General features: G+C 62.5%; 16 protein-coding genes and 2 pseudogenes. 2 read left to right on the forward strand and 16 right to left on the reverse strand.

The window, feature by feature from the left end; translation table 11 throughout:
• Window positions 1-47 precede the first annotated feature (47 nt).
• Genes ntrC through dusB form a run of 3 tightly spaced genes read right to left on the reverse strand, consistent with a single transcriptional unit; the run spans window position 48 to window position 3,663 of the window.
• Complete coding sequence (gene ntrC / locus ACS4RS_RS19315) at window positions 48-1,499, reverse strand: nitrogen regulation protein NR(I) (protein ID WP_449313789.1); 1,452 nt, start codon at window positions 1,497-1,499, stop codon at window positions 48-50.
• A complete protein-coding gene (locus ACS4RS_RS19320; protein WP_439009672.1) occupies window positions 1,496-2,650 on the reverse strand; it encodes an ATP-binding protein in 1,155 nt (384 codons plus the stop codon). Before ACS4RS_RS19320 ends, ntrC begins: the two co-directional genes overlap by 4 nt.
• Entirely contained in the window at window positions 2,647-3,663 is a 1,017-nt protein-coding gene (gene dusB, locus ACS4RS_RS19325) for a tRNA dihydrouridine synthase DusB (protein WP_439009671.1), read from the reverse strand. Before dusB ends, ACS4RS_RS19320 begins: the two co-directional genes overlap by 4 nt.
• A 145-nt stretch (window positions 3,664-3,808) precedes the next feature.
• On the opposite strand from dusB, the gene ACS4RS_RS19330 reads away from it, so the two are divergent.
• Both ACS4RS_RS19330 and ACS4RS_RS19335 read left to right on the forward strand, forming a co-directional pair.
• Entirely contained in the window at window positions 3,809-5,029 is a 1,221-nt protein-coding gene (locus tag ACS4RS_RS19330) for a bifunctional 2-C-methyl-D-erythritol 4-phosphate cytidylyltransferase/2-C-methyl-D-erythritol 2,4-cyclodiphosphate synthase (RefSeq protein WP_449313790.1), read from the forward strand.
• Entirely contained in the window at window positions 5,026-5,526 is a 501-nt protein-coding gene (locus ACS4RS_RS19335) for a CinA family protein (RefSeq protein WP_439009669.1), read from the forward strand. Before ACS4RS_RS19330 ends, ACS4RS_RS19335 begins: the two co-directional genes overlap by 4 nt.
• A gap of 21 nt (window positions 5,527-5,547) precedes the next feature.
• Here ACS4RS_RS19335 and ACS4RS_RS19340 read toward each other — a convergent pair whose 3' ends face one another.
• From ACS4RS_RS19340 to eno, 13 genes and pseudogenes are all read right to left on the reverse strand, one after another.
• A complete protein-coding gene (locus tag ACS4RS_RS19340) occupies window positions 5,548-6,000 on the reverse strand; it encodes a type II toxin-antitoxin system RatA family toxin (RefSeq protein WP_003586640.1) in 453 nt (150 codons plus the stop codon).
• Between the two features lie 14 nt (window positions 6,001-6,014).
• Window positions 6,015-6,587 (reverse strand): annotated as a pseudogene (locus ACS4RS_RS19345) (AAA family ATPase); the annotation flags it as partial.
• A 282-nt stretch (window positions 6,588-6,869) separates the two neighbouring features.
• A complete protein-coding gene (gene lipA / locus ACS4RS_RS19350; protein ID WP_439009668.1) occupies window positions 6,870-7,841 on the reverse strand; it encodes a lipoyl synthase in 972 nt (323 codons plus the stop codon).
• 47 nt (window positions 7,842-7,888) lie between these two features.
• Entirely contained in the window at window positions 7,889-8,137 is a 249-nt protein-coding gene (locus ACS4RS_RS19355; protein ID WP_439009667.1) for a GlsB/YeaQ/YmgE family stress response membrane protein, read from the reverse strand.
• 14 nt (window positions 8,138-8,151) lie between these two features.
• Window positions 8,152-8,406: a GlsB/YeaQ/YmgE family stress response membrane protein gene (locus ACS4RS_RS19360; RefSeq protein WP_003539329.1), complete on the reverse strand. Its 255-nt coding sequence runs from the start codon at window positions 8,404-8,406 to the stop codon at window positions 8,152-8,154.
• Between the two features lie 99 nt (window positions 8,407-8,505).
• The gene (lpdA, locus tag ACS4RS_RS19365) at window positions 8,506-9,951 is read right to left on the reverse strand and encodes a dihydrolipoyl dehydrogenase (RefSeq protein ID WP_439009666.1); all 1,446 of its coding nucleotides are present in this window, start codon (window positions 9,949-9,951) and stop codon (window positions 8,506-8,508) included.
• A 16-nt stretch (window positions 9,952-9,967) separates the two neighbouring features.
• Window positions 9,968-10,549, reverse strand: coding sequence for a GNAT family N-acetyltransferase (locus ACS4RS_RS19370; RefSeq protein WP_439009665.1), 582 nt, complete (start codon window positions 10,547-10,549; stop codon window positions 9,968-9,970).
• A 2-nt stretch (window positions 10,550-10,551) separates the two neighbouring features.
• The gene (locus ACS4RS_RS19375) at window positions 10,552-11,193 is read right to left on the reverse strand and encodes an SGNH/GDSL hydrolase family protein (RefSeq protein ID WP_439009664.1); all 642 of its coding nucleotides are present in this window, start codon (window positions 11,191-11,193) and stop codon (window positions 10,552-10,554) included.
• Between the two features lie 19 nt (window positions 11,194-11,212).
• Window positions 11,213-12,551 (reverse strand): annotated as a pseudogene (locus ACS4RS_RS19380) (pyruvate dehydrogenase complex dihydrolipoamide acetyltransferase).
• A 15-nt stretch (window positions 12,552-12,566) separates the two neighbouring features.
• The gene (locus ACS4RS_RS19385) at window positions 12,567-13,952 is read right to left on the reverse strand and encodes a pyruvate dehydrogenase complex E1 component subunit beta (RefSeq protein ID WP_439009662.1); all 1,386 of its coding nucleotides are present in this window, start codon (window positions 13,950-13,952) and stop codon (window positions 12,567-12,569) included.
• Between the two features lie 15 nt (window positions 13,953-13,967).
• Window positions 13,968-15,014: a pyruvate dehydrogenase (acetyl-transferring) E1 component subunit alpha gene (gene pdhA, locus ACS4RS_RS19390; RefSeq protein ID WP_439009661.1), complete on the reverse strand. Its 1,047-nt coding sequence runs from the start codon at window positions 15,012-15,014 to the stop codon at window positions 13,968-13,970.
• A gap of 145 nt (window positions 15,015-15,159) precedes the next feature.
• Window positions 15,160-15,480 (reverse strand): septum formation initiator family protein, encoded by a 321-nt coding sequence (locus ACS4RS_RS19395; protein ID WP_439009660.1) that lies wholly within the window; start codon window positions 15,478-15,480, stop codon window positions 15,160-15,162.
• 135 nt (window positions 15,481-15,615) lie between these two features.
• Complete coding sequence (gene eno / locus ACS4RS_RS19400) at window positions 15,616-16,890, reverse strand: phosphopyruvate hydratase (RefSeq protein ID WP_449313791.1); 1,275 nt, start codon at window positions 16,888-16,890, stop codon at window positions 15,616-15,618.
• Window positions 16,891-16,990 lie beyond the last annotated feature (100 nt).

Raw genomic sequence — 16,990 nt, forward strand, 5'->3', positions numbered from 1 at the left:
GGCAACATGAGGGCCCGCCGCCCTCTTTTCGTTCAGCCAGTTTTCATTCAGGCAGTGCGTGAGCTTCTATAGACCGAGACACCGAGCTCCCTGATCTTCTTGCGCAGAGTGTTGCGGTTGAGGCCGAGCAGATCGGCTGCCTTGATCTGATTGCCGCGTGTCGCTGTGAGCGCAGCTAGGATCAGCGGATATTCCATTTCCGTCAGCACGCGGTCATAGAGGCCGGGCGGCGGCAGGTTTTCGCCGAAGCCCGAGAAATAGGTGCGCATGTTCTCCTCGACGGCCTGGGCGATCGTCATCGAGCCGCTGCGCATCGGACCCTTGTCGATCGGGCTGTCAGGCACGTCGGAGCGAAGTTCCGCGTCGATGATTTCGCGGGTGATGATATCCTGCGGATAAAGCGCCATCAGGCGGCGGATGAGGTTTTCCAGCTCTCGGACGTTGCCCGGCCAGGCATAGGCCTTCATCAGTTCCAGGGCTTCCTGATCGAAGCGCTTGGAGCCGAGGCCTTCCTTCTCCGCCTGCTGGATGAAATGGCGCACGAGATCGGGAATGTCCTCGGCACGGTCGCGCAGCGGCGGCAGCCGCAGCGGCACGACATTGAGGCGATAATAGAGATCCTCGCGGAAGAGGCCCTGGTTGATCGCCTGTTTCAGATCCTTGTTGGTGGCGGCGACGATGCGCACGTCGGTGCGGATCGGCGTGCGGCCGCCAACGGTGGTGTATTCACCCTGCTGCAGCACGCGCAGAAGCCGGGTCTGGGCATCCATCGGCATGTCGCCGATCTCGTCGAGGAACAGCGTGCCGCCTTCGGCCTGCTCGAAGCGGCCGGTCGAGCGGGTCTGCGCGCCGGTGAAGGCGCCTTTCTCATGGCCGAAGAGTTCCGATTCGATCAGGTCGCGCGGGATCGCCGCCATGTTGATCGCCACGAAGGGGCCGTTGCGGCGCTTGCCGTAATCATGCAGCGCGCGGGCGACAAGCTCCTTGCCCGTGCCGGATTCGCCGGTGATCATCAGCGTCAGGTCCGTCTGCATCAGCCGGGCGAGCACACGATAGATTTCCTGCATCGCCGCCGACCGGCCGACGAGCGGCATGCCGTCCTGCATGTCCTCTTCGAGTTTGGCCGGCTTGCGCTTCGGTTCGGCGAGCGCGCGGCCGATGATGCCGATCAGCTCGGTGAGATCGAAGGGTTTCGGCAGATAGTCGTAGGCGCCCTTCTCCGAGGCCTTGATGGCGGTCATGAAGGTGTTCTGCGCGCTCATGACGAGGACGGGCAGGTCGGGACGCGCCTTCTTGATGCGCGGCAGCAGATCGAAGGCGTTTTCGTCAGGCATCACCACGTCGGTAACGACCAGATCGCCCTCACCCGCCGAAATCCAACGCCAGAGGGTAGCGGCGTTGGAGGTGATGCGAACCTCATAGCCGGCGCGGCTCAAAGCCTGGTTGAGCACGGTGCGGATGGCCGCATCATCATCTGCAACGAGGATCGTAGCTGTCATCGAGAAGGTCCTGTCGAGCTTGCGGAAGAGGCGTCTTCGAGCGAGGCGTCCTTCGACGCCGGCATGAGGACGCGGAATGTCGTGCGGCTGTTCTGGCTGTCGCATTCGATGATGCCGCCGTGATCGCCGATGATCTTGGCGACCAGCGCCAGGCCGAGGCCGCTGCCGTTGGTCTTGGTGGTGATGAACGGATCGAAAAGATGCGGCAGCAGATCGGCGGGAACGCCGGGGCCATTGTCATGGACGCAGAATTCGAGCGGCAGCGAGATTTTCTCGCGCGTGCCGGCGACCGAGAGACGGATGCCGGGGCGATAGGCCGTCGTCAGCAGGATCTCGCCATCCGGCCGATCGCCGACCGCTTCGGCAGCATTTTTCACCAGATTGAGGAAGACCTGCACGAGCTGGTCGCGATTGGCATAGACGGCCGGCAGCGACGGGTCGTAACTCTCGGTCACGCGGATGTTGCGGGCAAAACCCGCCCTGGCGACGGCCTTCACGTGATCGAGCACGGAATGAATGTTGACGGGCATGCGGTCGACCGGGCGTTCGTCAGAAAAAACTTCCATGCGGTCGACCAGCGAGACGATACGGTCGGTTTCGTCGCAGATCAGCCGTGTCAGCGCCCGGTCATCATCGACCGCGGATTGTTCGAGCAGCTGGGCGGCGCCGCGGATGCCGGAGAGCGGGTTCTTGATCTCGTGGGCCAGCATCGAAGCGAGACCGGTCACTGAGCGGGCGGCGGCGCGATGCGTCAGCTGCCGGTCGATCTTGTCGGCCATCGAACGCTCCTGGAAGACGATGACGACGGCGCCGGGTTCGCTGAGCACCGGGGCGACGTAGAGATCAACGAGCTTGTCCTGGCCGAGACGCGGCGAACTCAGGTCGACACGGTATTCGTTGACCGGGGCCTTACGCTCACGCACCTGGTCGATCAGGGCGAGCAGCGGGCTGCCGAAGGGAATGAAGGTCGAGATGCGGTAGCGCGCCAGATGCGAGGCGCTGGCGCCGAAGAAGGCTTCCGCCTCCCAATTGGCGAAAACGACGAAGCCGGATTCGTCGACCATGACGACTGGGTTCTGGATGGCGTTGAGCACGGCCATGGCGACGGTTCCGCCGGCCTGATCGGGCGGAGAAGTCATATCCTTCGTCATGCCGCCTCCCGGCTGTCGATAACACCCGATGCCAATGCCTCATAAAGGCGCGCGGCCACCTCTCGCGGATCGCGCGAGGTCATGATTGCAGCCTTGTCGCCGCCAGCGAGATCAGGCGCGAAACGCTCGATATACCAGCCGAGATGCTTGCGGGCGTGGCGGATCGCCACCGCTTCACCGTAGAAATCGAGCATCATGCGGTAATGTTCGACGGCAATATCGGCAATGTCTTCGCGTCGCGGCTCAGCTGCACCGGCGAGCACCCCGGCATGCCACGGCCTGCCCTGGCAGCCTCGCCCAATCATGACGGCATCAGCGCCGGAGCGGCGCAATATTTCCTGCGCATCCACGGCGTTTTCGACATCGCCATTGGCAATCAGCGGAATCGAGATTGCCTCGCGGACGGGACCGATCGCGTCCCAATCGGCGCGGCCTTCATAGAATTGCATGCGGGTGCGCCCGTGAATGGTCACGAGCTGGATACCGGCCGCCTCGGCGCGGCGCGCGATCTCAGGCGCGTTGATGGAATTCTCATCCCAGCCGAGGCGCATCTTCAGCGTCACAGGAATATCGACGGCCTTGACCGTCGCCTCGATGAGGCCGAGCGCATGATCGGGATCACGCATTAGCGCCGAGCCGGAATAACCGCCGATCACCTTCTTTGCCGGGCAGCCCATATTGATGTCGATGATATCGGCGCCGTGATCGGCAGCGATCTTCGCCGCCTCCGCCATCCAGTGCGCCTCCCGGCCGGCGAGCTGCACCATGTGCGGCCGGAAGCCCGCCGCCCTGAGCCGCGACCAGGATTCGGTCGTGTCGTTGACCAGTTCGCGGCTCGCCACCATTTCGGTAACGACGAGGCCGGCGCCGAAGCGCCAGGCAAGCTCGCGGAAGGGCATGTCGGTGACGCCGGACATCGGCGCCAGCACAACGCGGTTCCGCACCGATACGGGTCCTATTCGGAAAGGCGCTGCGAGGTCCTTGGAAATCAAATGATTATCTTTCGGGCACACTGTGGAAGTGCATGATTTTTAGCCATTGTTCCTCGGCTTGCCAAGGGGGCTCTGATCGAAATCGATATTTTTTGGGCAGATGCTGGAAAAGGCCAAAGCAAGACGTTAGAGCACTCGGGTCAATTCCGCATATTTTAGGGGATTTATGCTGCAAATGCCTTCCAAGCAACCGATATCGGCTGGAATTGTCATCGTTGCCGCCGGCCGCGGTGAACGTGCAGGCTCCTCCAAGGAAGGCCCCAAGCAGTATCGCATGATCGGCGGCAAGCCGGTTATCGTGCATACGCTTGAAAACTTCATGACATGGGAGCCGGCAACTGAGATCGTCGTCGTCATTCATCCCGATGACGAGGCGCTGTTTGCGAGAGCATTGCGCCATATCATCTCGGCAACGCCGATCGAAATGGTGCATGGCGGGCCGACCCGACAGCAATCGGTGCTGGCCGGCCTTAGGCACCTAAAGGACAAGCGTATCAGCCATGTGCTGATCCACGACGCTGTGCGGCCGTTCTTCGACCATGTGCTTCTCGACCGCATTGCCGAAAGCCTCGACAATGGCGCGCAGGCGGTGCTGCCGGCGATCCCGGTCACCGACACGCTGAAACGCGCCGACAGCGCCGGCACCGTGCTGACGACGGTTTCGCGCGAGCATCTCTATGCGGCGCAGACACCGCAATCCTTCGCTTTCGAATCGATCCTCGATGCGCACGAGAAGGCGGCGGCAAGCGGGCGAAGCGATTTCACCGACGACGCTTCGATCGCCGAATGGCTGGGCATTCCGGTGACGATCGTCGCGGGCACGCCTGATAACGTCAAGCTGACGGTCAAGAAGGACATCGCCATGGCTGACGACAAGCTATCGGCCTCGCAGCTTCCGGACGTGCGCACCGGCAACGGTTACGACGTGCATCAGCTCGAAGCAGGCAATGGCGTCACACTCTGCGGCGTGTTCATTCCGCACGACCAGAAGCTCAAAGGCCATTCGGATGCCGACGTCGCGCTACACGCGCTGACGGACGCGCTGCTTGCCACCTGCGGCGCCGGCGATATCGGCGATCATTTCCCGCCCTCCGACCCGCAATGGAAGGGGGCGGCCTCGCGCATCTTCATCGAGCACGCCGCCCGGATCGTGCGCGAGCACGGCGGCACGATCATGAATGCCGATGTCTCGCTGATCGCCGAGGCGCCGAAGGTCGGGCCGCATCGCCAGAGCATGCGGGCGAAATTGTCGGAGTATCTCGGCATCGATATCGAGCGCTGCTCGGTCAAGGCGACGACCAACGAGACCATCGGCTTCGTCGGCCGGCGCGAAGGCATCGCGGCGATCGCCACGGCGACGGTCGTTTATCGCGGGGGGAAACGGTGAGCCTTTTTCCCGAGGATATCCTTTCGGCGGCGCAGACGGTCATCCGTGACTTCACGGCCGCCGGGCTGATGATCTCGAGCGCCGAATCCTGCACCGGCGGGCTGATCGCCGGCGCGCTGACGGAGATATCCGGCTCATCGGCCGTCGTCGACCGCGGCTTCGTCACCTACACGAATACGGCAAAGATCGAGCTGCTTGGCGTGCAAGCGGCAACGCTGTTGCGCTTCGGGGCGGTCTCCGAGGAAACGGCGCGGCAGATGGTGCATGGCGCCCTCTTCCGCTCGCGCGCCGACATCGCCGTCGCCGTCACCGGCATTGCCGGCCCCGGCGGCGGATCGGCGGAGAAACCGGTCGGCCTCGTGCATCTCGCCGCCAAGTCACGCAGCGGCATACTCATTCACCAAAAGATGTTTTACGGCGATATCGGCCGCAGCGAGGTTCGGCTGGCAACGATCCGGACGGCGCTGGAGATGGTGCGTTCGCTCCTCGCCGGCTGACCGACGCCGGCAATCGCCGCGTTAGGCCGGCGCGTAGATCCTGCTTGCCCTGGTCTCGAAGGCTTCCGTGAACATGCGGAAGGCGCGGTCGAACATCGAGCCCATCAATGCCCCGAGAATGCGGCTCTTGAACTCGTAGTCGATGAAGAAATCGACGGTGCAGCCGCCGGTCGGCGTCTCGGCGAAATGCCAGCGATTGTCGAGGTATCTGAACGGGCCGTCGATATATTTGACCTCGATGACGTGCTCGGCGCGGTTCAGCAGCACCTGGGTCGTAAAGGTCTCGCGGATCGCCTTGTAACCGACCGTCATATCGGCGACGAGCAGGATCTTGCCGTCGCGCTCCTTGCGGCTCCTGATGGCAAGGGCTTCGCAGAGCGGCAGGAATTCCGGATAGCGCTCGACGTCGGCAACGAGGTCGAACATCTGGTCGGGCGTGTGCGGGACGGGACGATGGGTTTCGAATTGCGGCATAGGCGGCAATTAAGCGGGCCGGGGAGAAGATCAAGAAGCTCATGCATCTGACGGCGGGATTTTAGCTGGAGAATTGGCACGTCGTCGCCGTGTTGGGCGATCCCGGCGGCATAGTCCCGGAGTGCCGCCTCGATCAAGGGGACGGCGTCCCGCTCGAAATTCCAGATATCGGCAAACGCTTCCTGGGAGAGGCGTTCAGGGCAACCGACAGGCAGTTCGGGACGGTTGCGACCGAAATAGCGGAAGGCTCGCGAGATCGCACCGTACAGGCACACATATCTTGGCGGACGAAGCCAAATGACGACGTCAGCCCGTGGCAGGCGCAGATGGAAGGAACTGAGGCCGGTCCCATCCATGATCCAGCGCTCTCCCGCCACGGCCTTGGCGACAAGGCGGTCGATCTCATCGCGCGGCCTCTTTCTCCAGCCCGGCAGCCAGTAGAAGTCGCGGTCCATGGAGATGTGGCGAAGGTCCAGCGATCGCGACAGCTGTTTTGCGAGCGTGCTCTTGCCGCTGCCGGGGCAGCCGATCACCAGGATACGATCGGCTTCGGCCAGCATCGCTTTCAAACTGGATGTGCCTTTCATCGGCTCCCTCAAATGCGACACCTCGGTCATGGAGATTGCCGCGGTTGCCCCTCATCTGCCTGCCGGCACCTTCTCCCCGCTTGCGGGGCGAAGAGGATATGCCGCAACCTTTCGGTTCCCATTCTACCTCTTGCAGGGCATGTCCCCTCTCCCCGTTTTTACGGGGAGAGGGTTAGGGTGAGGGGCGGCCATCGGCGCGAACCGGCCAGCGGTGGGAAGAGCCCGAGCAGCCGAAAGCGTGGTTGGCCGTTCTAACAACGGGCTGATAAAAGGCGCGAAACCTTACTCAGCCGCCATCAGCAGCTTCTTTTCGCGGGCCGCTCTCAGCCGGGCGAAGTCGTCGCCGGCATGGTGGGAGGAGCGGGTCAGCGGGCTGGAGGCGACCATCAGGAAGCCCTTGCTGTAGGCGACCGTCTCGTAGGACTTGAACTCGTCCGGCGTGACGAAGCTTTCGACCTTGTGATGCTTGCGGGTCGGCTGCAGGTACTGGCCGATCGTCAGGAAGTCGACATCGGCGGTCCGCAGATCGTCCATCAGCTGCAGCACCTCGTTGCGCTCCTCGCCAAGGCCGACCATGATGCCCGATTTGGTGAACATGGTGGGATCGAGTTCCTTCACCCGCTGCAGCAGCCGGATGGAATGGAAATAGCGGGCACCGGGGCGGACCGTCAGGTAGTTGCCGGGAACCGTTTCCATATTGTGGTTGAAAACGTCGGGCTTGGCGGCGACGACGCGCTCCAAAGCGCCCGGCTTCTTCAGGAAGTCGGGCGTCAGGATTTCGATCGTCGTTGCCGGCGAAGCCGCGCGGATCGCCCAGATCACCTTTTCGAAGTGTTCGGCGCCGCCGTCCTCCAGGTCGTCGCGGTCGACCGAAGTGATGACGACGTGGGATAGGCCCATCTCCTTGACCGCCTTGGCGACGTTTTCCGGCTCGGCCATATCGAGCGCGTTCGGCTTGCCGGTGGCGACGTTGCAGAAGGCGCAGGCGCGCGTACAGACCTCGCCCATGATCATGAAGGTGGCGTGCTTCTTGTCCCAGCACTCGCCGATATTCGGGCAGCCCGCCTCCTCGCAGACGGTGACGAGCTTGTGCTCCTTCACGATCGCCCGGGTCTCGGCATAACCCTTGGAGGTCGGCGCCTTGACGCGGATCCAGTCCGGCTTGCGCATGACCTCGGTATCAGGCCGATGCGCCTTCTCGGGATGGCGCACGCGCTTGGCGTCGGGATTGATCGTATCGAGAATGGTCACCATTGCAGTATCAGCCTTCCGCCGCCCCTAAGCGGCATCATCTCTTGGATCTAGCGCCGCACCAGCCGCGCCAGGAATATCAGCAGGCAGGCGCCGAGGAAACCCGTCACGAAATAACCGAGCCGTCCGCCGGCGAGCTGGACATGGAACTCAGCGAGGATGGCGGTGGCAACGATCGAGCCGACAATGCCGAGCACAATGTTCAGGAAAATCCCGTACCGCGCCTCCATCAGCTTGCCGGCCAGCCAGCCTGCAAGCCCGCCGATGATGATTGCCGAAATCCAGCCCATGCCTTCCATACCTGCCCTTACCCTTAAGCGACCGCCCTGGCGATCAGCACCACGATGATGGCGCCGACGGTGGCGTGGATGATCTGCACGACCAGCGCGTTTTCAATGCCCAGCGATATGCCGAGCGCGCTGAACAGATAACCGCCGACGAAGGCGCCGATGATGCCGCTCAGCAGGCATCTGATCAAGCCGCCACCACCGACGACCAGACTTGCGAGGAAGCCTGCAACCAGGCCGATCAGCAAAAACACCAACAACGCCTGCGTCTCCATAGACATGATGATTTCCTTTCGTTTTTTCCAGCCCCCGAGGGATGGCCTGGGCCATCCCGGAGGATGGCTTCGCCGCCTCGGGATAGAGGGCAGCTTTGGAAATTATCAAGCGTTCAGCACGCGGCCATAGGCATCGAGCACCGCTTCCTTCATCGTTTCGGAGACTGTGGGATGCGGGAAGATGGTGTGCATCAGTTCTTCCTCGGTCGTCTCGAGGTTCATTGCGACGACGAAGCCCTGGATGAGCTCGGTGACTTCGGCGCCGACCATGTGGGCACCGAGCAGTTCGCCGGTCTTCTTGTCGAAGATCACCTTGACCATGCCCTGGTCTTCGCCGAGCGCGATCGCCTTGCCGTTTGCCGCGAAGGAGAAGCGGCCGACGCGGATGTCGCGGCCGAGCTCTTTGGCCTTGGCTTCGGTAAGGCCGACGGAGGCGACTTGCGGATTGCAATAGGTGCAGCCCGGAACCTTGCCCTTGTCGGTGGGGTGAACATTCGGCAGGCCAGCAATTTTCTCGACGCAGACGACCCCTTCATGCTCAGCCTTGTGCGCCAGCATCGGCGGGCCGGCAACATCGCCGATCGCATAGATGCCCGAAACATTGGTCTTGCCGTAACCGTCGGCGACGACGCAGCCGCGATCGGTCTTGATGCCAAGCGCCTCGAGGCCGAGATTTTCGATGTTGCCCTGAACGCCGACGGCTGAAATCATCCGGTCAGCGGTGATCTGCTGCACCTTGCCGTCTGACGTCTCGACATGGGCGGTGATGCTGCTCGCGCCCTTCTCGACCTTCGTCACCTTAGCGCTGGTGAAGATCTTGAGGCCGCGCTTTTCAAGCTGCTTGCGGGCGATAGCGGTGATTTCGGCATCCTCGACCGGCATGATGGTCGGCATGACTTCCACAACCGTCACGTCGACGCCCATCGAGCGGTAGAAGCTTGCGAATTCGATGCCGATCGCGCCCGACCCCATGACGATCAGCGACTTCGGCAGCGCTTCCGGCTTCAACGCTTCGAAATAGGTCCAGATCAGCTTACCGTCGGGCTCGATGCCGGGCAGCGCACGCGGGCGGGCGCCGGTGGCGATGATGATGTGCTTGGCGGTGTAGGTGCCCTCGCCCTTGACGTTCTTCGGCAGCGGGTGCTGCGGCTCGACCACGGGCTTCGACGACTTGCCGACGACGATCTCGCCTGGTTTGGTGATCTTTCCCTCGCCCCAGATGATGTCGATCTTGTTCTTCTTCATCAGGAAGCCGACGCCGGCATTGAGACGGGCGGAGACGGCGCGCGAGCGGCCAACGACGGCCTTGGCATCCGGCTTGACCGTGCCTTCGAGAACAAGGCCGTAATCCTTGAAGTGATTGGCGTGATCCAGCACCTCGGCCGAGCGCAGCAGCGCCTTGGTCGGGATGCAGCCCCAGTTCAGGCAGATCCCGCCCATATGCTCGCGCTCGACGATCGCGGTCTTGAGGCCGAGCTGAGCGGCGCGGATGGCGGCGACATAGCCGCCGGGACCGGAGCCGATGATGATGATGTCGTAGGATTCAGCCATGTGTTTCCTGCCCTTGTTATGCTGCGCTGCGGGTCATGAGCACCCACGCGTGGCTCTTGCTGTTTTCGAAGAGCGGCACGGCATCGGCGCGCGCAGCCTCCAGGAATCCGTTTCTTCCATAAAGCGACAAAGCCGCCTCGTTATCACTTGCGGTAATGAGACTGATGAGGCGTCGATCGGCCCTGTCGATCTGATCTTCCAGCAGCCTGCTTCCGATGCCGATGCCGCGCAGGTGGCGATAGACGCCGAGACTGCCGATGAACCAGCTTCCCACAACCGTTTTCTGCAAGGCGAGTATCGGCTCGGTCGCCGGGATTGTCGCCTCGATATCACCTATGCCGTCCTCCAGCGCATGGCCGATCGCTACACCTGCGACCTCGCCATAGGCCTCGGCGATGACGGAATCCCGCCAGCCGCCGACAGCTTCTTCCTCGCTCATCTTCAGCCTGCCACGCTCCAGCGGCGTGTCGCTGACGCCATTCGCCACATCGGCGCACCAGAGCCAGGAAGCAAAACCATGCGAAGCAATATCCGCCAGGATCGCCAGCTCCGAGGCATCCCGCCGTGAGGCCTGCCGCAGCGCGATGAAGGCGGTCATGCTCAGATCCCCAGCATCATCCGCACGATCGATTCCAGCCCGCGCCCGAGCGCCCGTGTATTCTCCGCATCGAGATGGATGCCATCGATCGGCGTGGTCCTGGCGACGGAATTGCCGTCGAAAAAGCCGCAGCCGAGTTCGTCGGCGAGATCACGATAAAGCGTTGCAAGCTTTGCCGATTCGTCGATGCCGCCGGGAAAGGATGCGGCGAAGGGCACGTTGCCCGTCGCGCAGATCGCCGGCGGCGCTACGATCAGGATCTCCGGCCCATCGAATTCGAAGGGCCAGGCATGGTTGCGGATCAGCCGCACGAGACGGCTGATGCCCTGGCAGGCAGCAAAGGCCGAACCAGCCACGACCGGCTTCATATCGTTGGTGCCGAGCAGGAGGATGACGAGATCGAGCGGCGCATGCGTCTGCAGGATGGTCGGCAGGACGCGTGCGCCGTTGCGGTCGCAATCGGCGAGATGGTCGTCGAAAGCGGTCGTGCGACCGTTGAGCCCTTCGGCGATCACACGCGCCTCGCTGCCGAGTGCGGCCTGAAGCACGCTCGGCCAGCGGTTTTTGTACTCATGACGGCCGATCGTCTCAGCGTCATAACCCCAGGTCAGCGAGTCGCCATAGCAAAGAACGGTCTTGGTCATTTCCGCCTCCGCCCAGCTATCAGACAAGCATGCCCATCGGGTTCTCGATGTAGCCCTTGAAGGCCTGGAGCAGCTCGGCGCCGAGCGCGCCGTCGACGCAGCGATGGTCGGTCGACAGCGTGACCGACATCACGGTGGCGATGGCCATTTCGCCGCTCTTGACGACGACCCGCTGTTCGCCAGCGCCGACCGCGAGGATCGTCGCATGCGGCGGGTTGACGACGGCGGCGAAGTTCTTGACGCCCATCATTCCCATGTTCGAAACCGAGCTGGTGCCGCCCTGATATTCCTCAGGCTTCAGCTTGCGGTCCTTGGCCCGCTTGCCGAGATCGCGCATCTCGTTGGAGATGACAGACAGCGTCTTCTGCTCGGCCTTGCGGATGATCGGGGTGATCAGGCCGCCCGGGATCGAGACGGCGACGCCGACATCGGCGTGCTTGTGCTTGACCATGTTGTTGTCGGTCCAGGAAACGTTGGCATCCGGAACGTCGCGCAACGCCAGCGCCATGGCCTTGATGACCATGTCGTTGACCGAGAGCTTGTAGGCCGGAGCGTTGTCCTTGCGGGGTGCAGCATCGTTCAGCTGGGCGCGCAACGCCATCAGCGCATCGAGTTCGCAATCGACGCTGACGTAGAAATGCGGGATCGTCTGCTTGGATTCGACCAGGCGCCGGGCGATCGTCTTGCGCATGCCGTCATGCGGCACGAGCTCGTAGGAGCCCGGCTCGAAAAGCTTGAGCACGGCGTCCTCGGAAGCGCCCCTCGGTGCTGCGGCCGGAGCCGGAGCGGCAGCGGCCTGCGGCGCTGCGGTGGTCGGCGCTGCTGCAGCCTTGGCGCCACCACCGGCAGCGGCGGCTTCGACATCGCTCTTGACGACGCGGCCATGCGGGCCGGAGCCGGCGACAGCCGACAAGTCGATACCGGCTTCCTTAGCGAGCCTGCGAGCAAGCGGCGAAGAGAAGGTGCGGTTGCCGTTTGATGAAACCGCCACTGGTGCGGCGGCAGGCGCCCTCGCTGCAGCCGGAGCAGGCAGCCTCGGCCTTCGGTGCGGGGGTGGCCTCGGCCTTTGCCGGAGCGGCAGAGCCCGCGCCGCTTGCGGCGGCGGCGACATCCTCGCCATCGGCGGCGAGAACGGCGATCAGCGCGTTGACCTTGACACCTTCCGTGCCGGCGGCAACGACGAGCTTGGCGACCGTGCCTTCATCGACGGCTTCGACTTCCATCGTCGCCTTGTCGGTCTCGATCTCGGCGATCACATCGCCAGACTTGACCGTGTCGCCTTCCTTGACCAGCCATTTGGAAAGATTGCCTTCCTCCATGGTCGGAGAGAGGGCGGGCATCGTGATATTGATCGGCATCGAGATACCCTCCCCTTATTTGTAGCAAACAGCCTTCACCGCATCGACGACTTCGCCGACGTTCGGAAGCGCCAGTTTTTCGAGATTGGCGGCGTAGGGCATCGGCACGTCCTTGCCCGCGATCGTCAGGATCGGCGCATCGAGATAGTCGAAGGCCTGCTGCATGACGCGGGTAGCGATTTCGGTGCCGACGGAGGATTGCGGATAACCTTCCTCGACGGTGACGAGGCGGCCGGTCTTCTTGACCGATTCGATCACGGTCGGGAGATCCATCGGGCGGATGGTGCGAAGGTCGATCAGTTCGACGTCGATGCCGATCTTCTCGAGTTCGGCAACCGCCTTCGTCGCATAGGTCATGCCGATGCCGAAGGAGACGACGGTGACGTCATTGCCCGGACGATGGATGCGGGCCTTGCCGATCGGCAGGACAAAATTGTCGAGCTTCGGCACGTCGAAGTGCTGGCCGTAGAGAATCTCGTTCTCAAGGAAGATGACCGGGTTCGGATCGCGGATCGCCGCCTTCAACAGGCCCTTTGCGTCGGCTGCCGTGTAGGGCATGACGACCTTCAGGCCGGGGATGGCGCTGTACCAGGCGGCATAGTCCTGGCTGTGCTGGGCGCCGACGCGGGCTGCTGCACCGTTCGGGCCGCGGAAGACGATCGGAGCGCCCATCTGGCCGCCGGACATATAGAGCGTCTTGGCGGCCGAGTTGATGATGTGGTCGATCGCCTGCATGGCGAAGTTGAAAGTCATGAATTCGACGATCGGGCGAAGGCCTGCCATGGCGGCGCCGACGCCGACGCCGGCAAAGCCGTGCTCGGTAATCGGCGTATCGATGACGCGGCGGGGGCCGAATTCCTGCAGCAGGCCCTGGGTGACCTTGTAGGCGCCCTGATATTCGGCGACTTCCTCGCCCATGACGAAGACGTCGTCGCTGGCGCGCATTTCCTCGGCCATGGCGTCGCGGAGCGCTTCGCGCACCGTCATTGACACCATTTCGGTGCCGGCGGGGATTTCCGGGTCGTTCGGAACGACGGCCTTCGGCTCGGCCGGAAGCGGCGCGGAAGCCGAGCCGCTATTCGTCGGCTTTTCTTCCTGGGCAACCTGAGGTGCTGCAGCGGCGGCCGGCTTGGCGGCGGAAATATCCGCGGCGGATTCGCCATCCTGCAGCAGCACGGCGATCTTGGTGTTGACCTTGACGCCTTCGGTGCCGGCGTCGACGAGCAGCTTGCCGATGACGCCTTCGTCGACGGCTTCGACTTCCATCGTTGCCTTGTCGGTTTCGATTTCGGCAATCACGTCGCCTGAAGTGACCTTGTCACCTTCCTGCTTCAGCCATTTGGACAGGGTGCCTTCTTCCATCGTCGGAGAGAGGGCGGGCATGAGGATATCGATAGGCATGGGTTCCCTCCCCGATTAGAGCAGAATGTCGGTGTAGAGCTCGGATGCATCCGGCTCCGGATCGGCCTGGGCGAAGTCGGCGCTGTCGGCGACAATGTCGCGAACATCCTTGTCGATCGCCTTCAGATCGTCTTCGGAAGCCCAGCCCCTTTCGACGAGGCGTGCTTTCACCTGCTCGATCGGGTCATGCTCGGAGCGCATCTTCTGCACTTCGTCCTTGGAGCGATATTTCGCCGGGTCGGACATCGAGTGCCCGCGATAACGATAGGTCAGCATTTCGAGAATGATCGGGCCTTTGCCGGAGCGGCAATGTTCGAGCGCCTCGTCGGCGGCCGCCTTGACGGCGCGAACGTCCATGCCATCGACCTGAATGCCGGGGATGCCGAAGCCGGAGCCGCGCAGCGAGTAGTTCGACTGGGCGGTGGCGCGCGCCGTGGAGGTGCCCATGGCGTAGCGATTGTTCTCGACGATATAGACGATCGGCAGCTTCCAGAGCGCCGCCATGTTGAAGCTCTCGTAGACCTGGCCCTGGTTGGCGGCGCCATCGCCGAAATAGGCGATCGAGACATTGCCGTTGCCGCGGTAATGGTTTGCAAAGGCAAGACCGGTTCCGAGCGATACCTGGGCGCCGACGATGCCGTGGCCGCCGTAGAAATGCTTCTCTTTCGAGAACATGTGCATCGAGCCGCCCTTCCCGTGGGAATAGCCGCTGCGGCGGCCGGTCAATTCCGCCATGACGCCGCGCGCTTCCATGCCGGTTGCCAGCATGTGGCCGTGATCGCGATATGCGGTGATGACCTGGTCGCCTTCCTTCTGCGCCATCTGCATGCCGACGACGACAGCTTCCTGACCGATGTAGAGGTGGCAAAAGCCGCCGATGAAGCCCATGCCGTAAAGCTGGCCGGCCTTCTCCTCGAAGCGGCGGATCAGCAGCATCTCGCGATAGGCCTTGAGCTCCTCATCGCGATCGAAGTCGGCTACCGGGCCTCCATTCGATGCCTTGGCTGCCGGTTTTGCTGCAGTTTTGCGGCTGGAAACGGTCGCGGTCTTTCGCGGCGCCATTCAACCCTCCCTATGGGTTTGTCGTTTCTCGGTGGCGCGTACCATAGGGAAGAAATAAGACCACAGCAATGCCATAATTGCATGGCTCATATTCGGCGCTAAATTATTGGAAATACGACGAAATATCCAATTAACCGAATTCCGGTTAATTGGAATAATGGTTGAATATGACGATCTCGTCCGCGCGCGACATATTGAGCTGATAGCGCGCCTTTTCGTCCAGCATATCCTTGTCGAGCGAGCCATCACTCAGCAGCGCCACCTGATTTTCCAGATGTTCGCGCTTTGCCTTCAAGATCGCAAGCTCTTTTTCACGCGCGACACGCTGATGCTCGAACGCTTCCGTCGCTCGCAAGCCGTAATCGCCGTGAATGCAATGATAACCGAAGTAGGAAAGGAAGGCGACCGTCATCGCCGGAATGACGAAGCGGCCGATCTTTCTCTTCTTATGATGCTTTGTCCACATACACGCATGCTCTTGAACGCATTACCAATTCGTTCAGCATAACGCCCAGAGATTAACCGTTCGTTGACCGTAAAAACGGGCAACAAAAAACCCGCGCCGAGGAGGCGCGGGGCACGTGGTTGAAAGCAGATTCGATCAGCCGCGGATGATCGAGCGGCCGGCATACTGAGCCTGGGGGCCAAGGCCTTCCTCGATGCGGATCAGCTGGTTGTACTTGGCGAGGCGGTCGGAACGCGACAGCGAGCCGGTCTTGATCTGGCCGCAGTTGGTGGCGACTGCGAGGTCGGCGATGGTCAGATCTTCGGTTTCGCCGGAGCGGTGCGACATGACGGCGGTATAGGCTGCCTTGTGCGCCGTGTTGACGGCGTCGAGCGTTTCCGTCAGCGAGCCGATCTGGTTGACCTTGACGAGGATCGAGTTGGCGACGCCCATGCGGATGCCGTCGCGAAGACGGGCGGAGTTGGTGACGAAGAGATCGTCACCGACGAGCTGGGTCTTCTTGCCGGTCAGGTCGGTCAGTGTCTTCCAGCCGTCCCAGTCGTCTTCGGCCATGCCGTCCTCGATCGAGATGATCGGGTACTTGGCGGCAAGTTCGGCCAGATATTCGGCCATGGCGCCCGATTCGAGCGTGCGGCCTTCGCCTTCGAGGACATATTTGCCGTCCTTGAAGAACTCAGTCGAGGCGCAATCGAGGCCGAGGCACATGTCGTCGCCCGGCTTGTAGCCGGCTTTCTCGATCGACCTCATGATGAAGTCGAGGGCTTCGGGCGCGCTCTTCAGGCCCGGAGCAAAACCGCCTTCGTCGCCGACATTGGTGTTGTGGCCCTGGGCGGCGAGTTCCTTGCGAAGCGTATGGAAGACTTCCGAACCCATGCGCACGGCTTCGGCAATCGTATCGGCGCCGACCGGCAGGATCATGAACTCCTGGAAATCAATCGGATTGTCGGCATGGGCGCCGCCGTTGATGATGTTCATCATCGGCACCGGAAGCAGGCTTGCGGAAGCGCCGCCGACGTAACGGTAGAGCGGCAGGCCGGAGGCCTGGGCGGCAGCCTTGGCGACGGCGAGCGACACGCCGAGGATGGCGTTGGCGCCGAGGCGCGACTTGTTCGGCGTGCCGTCGAGTTCGATCATGATGTTGTCGATCTGGATCTGGTTTTCGGCATCGATGCCGCCGATCGCGTCGAAGATCTCGGTATTGGCCGCATCGACCGCCTTCTGCACGCCCTTGCCGAGGTAGCGCTTGCCGCCGTCGCGCAGCTCGACCGCCTCATGCGCGCCGGTCGAAGCGCCCGAGGGAACGGCCGCGCGGCCCATGCTGCCGTCTTCGAGATAGACATCGACTTCGACGGTGGGGTTGCCACGGCTATCGAGAATCTCGCGGGCGATGATATCGGTGATTGCAGTCATGGGTTCTTCCTGCTCGGTGGGTGATCAATCGTTCGAAGCCTGTCATAATCGAAGGCGTGCAAATTACAATGGCGCATTGCGACACCTTCGATCTGCATGT

The sequence above is a fragment of the Rhizobium sp. F40D2 genome (genome assembly GCF_051810745.2).
In the GTDB taxonomy this organism is placed as follows: Bacteria; Pseudomonadota; Alphaproteobacteria; order Rhizobiales; family Rhizobiaceae; genus Rhizobium.

Excerpts from the sequence above, each read along its gene's own strand:
- ntrC (WP_449313789.1), bottom strand. The coding sequence starts at position 1,499 with ATGACAGCTACGATCCTCGTTGCAGATGATGATGCGGCCATCCGCACC.
- ACS4RS_RS19320 (WP_439009672.1), bottom strand. The coding sequence starts at position 2,650 with ATGACGAAGGATATGACTTCTCCGCCCGATCAGGCCGGCGGAACCGTC.
- ACS4RS_RS19330 (WP_449313790.1), top strand. The coding sequence starts at position 3,809 with ATGCTGCAAATGCCTTCCAAGCAACCGATATCGGCTGGAATTGTCATC.
- ACS4RS_RS19340 (WP_003586640.1), bottom strand. The coding sequence starts at position 6,000 with ATGCCGCAATTCGAAACCCATCGTCCCGTCCCGCACACGCCCGACCAG.
- lipA (WP_439009668.1), bottom strand. The coding sequence starts at position 7,841 with ATGGTGACCATTCTCGATACGATCAATCCCGACGCCAAGCGCGTGCGC.
- ACS4RS_RS19355 (WP_439009667.1), bottom strand. The coding sequence starts at position 8,137 with ATGGAAGGCATGGGCTGGATTTCGGCAATCATCATCGGCGGGCTTGCA.
- ACS4RS_RS19360 (WP_003539329.1), bottom strand. The coding sequence starts at position 8,406 with ATGTCTATGGAGACGCAGGCGTTGTTGGTGTTTTTGCTGATCGGCCTG.
- lpdA (WP_439009666.1), bottom strand. The coding sequence starts at position 9,951 with ATGGCTGAATCCTACGACATCATCATCATCGGCTCCGGTCCCGGCGGC.
- ACS4RS_RS19370 (WP_439009665.1), bottom strand. The coding sequence starts at position 10,549 with ATGACCGCCTTCATCGCGCTGCGGCAGGCCTCACGGCGGGATGCCTCG.
- ACS4RS_RS19375 (WP_439009664.1), bottom strand. The coding sequence starts at position 11,193 with ATGACCAAGACCGTTCTTTGCTATGGCGACTCGCTGACCTGGGGTTAT.
- ACS4RS_RS19385 (WP_439009662.1), bottom strand. The coding sequence starts at position 13,952 with ATGCCTATCGATATCCTCATGCCCGCCCTCTCTCCGACGATGGAAGAA.
- pdhA (WP_439009661.1), bottom strand. The coding sequence starts at position 15,014 with ATGGCGCCGCGAAAGACCGCGACCGTTTCCAGCCGCAAAACTGCAGCA.
- ACS4RS_RS19395 (WP_439009660.1), bottom strand. The coding sequence starts at position 15,480 with ATGTGGACAAAGCATCATAAGAAGAGAAAGATCGGCCGCTTCGTCATT.
- eno (WP_449313791.1), bottom strand. The coding sequence starts at position 16,890 with ATGACTGCAATCACCGATATCATCGCCCGCGAGATTCTCGATAGCCGT.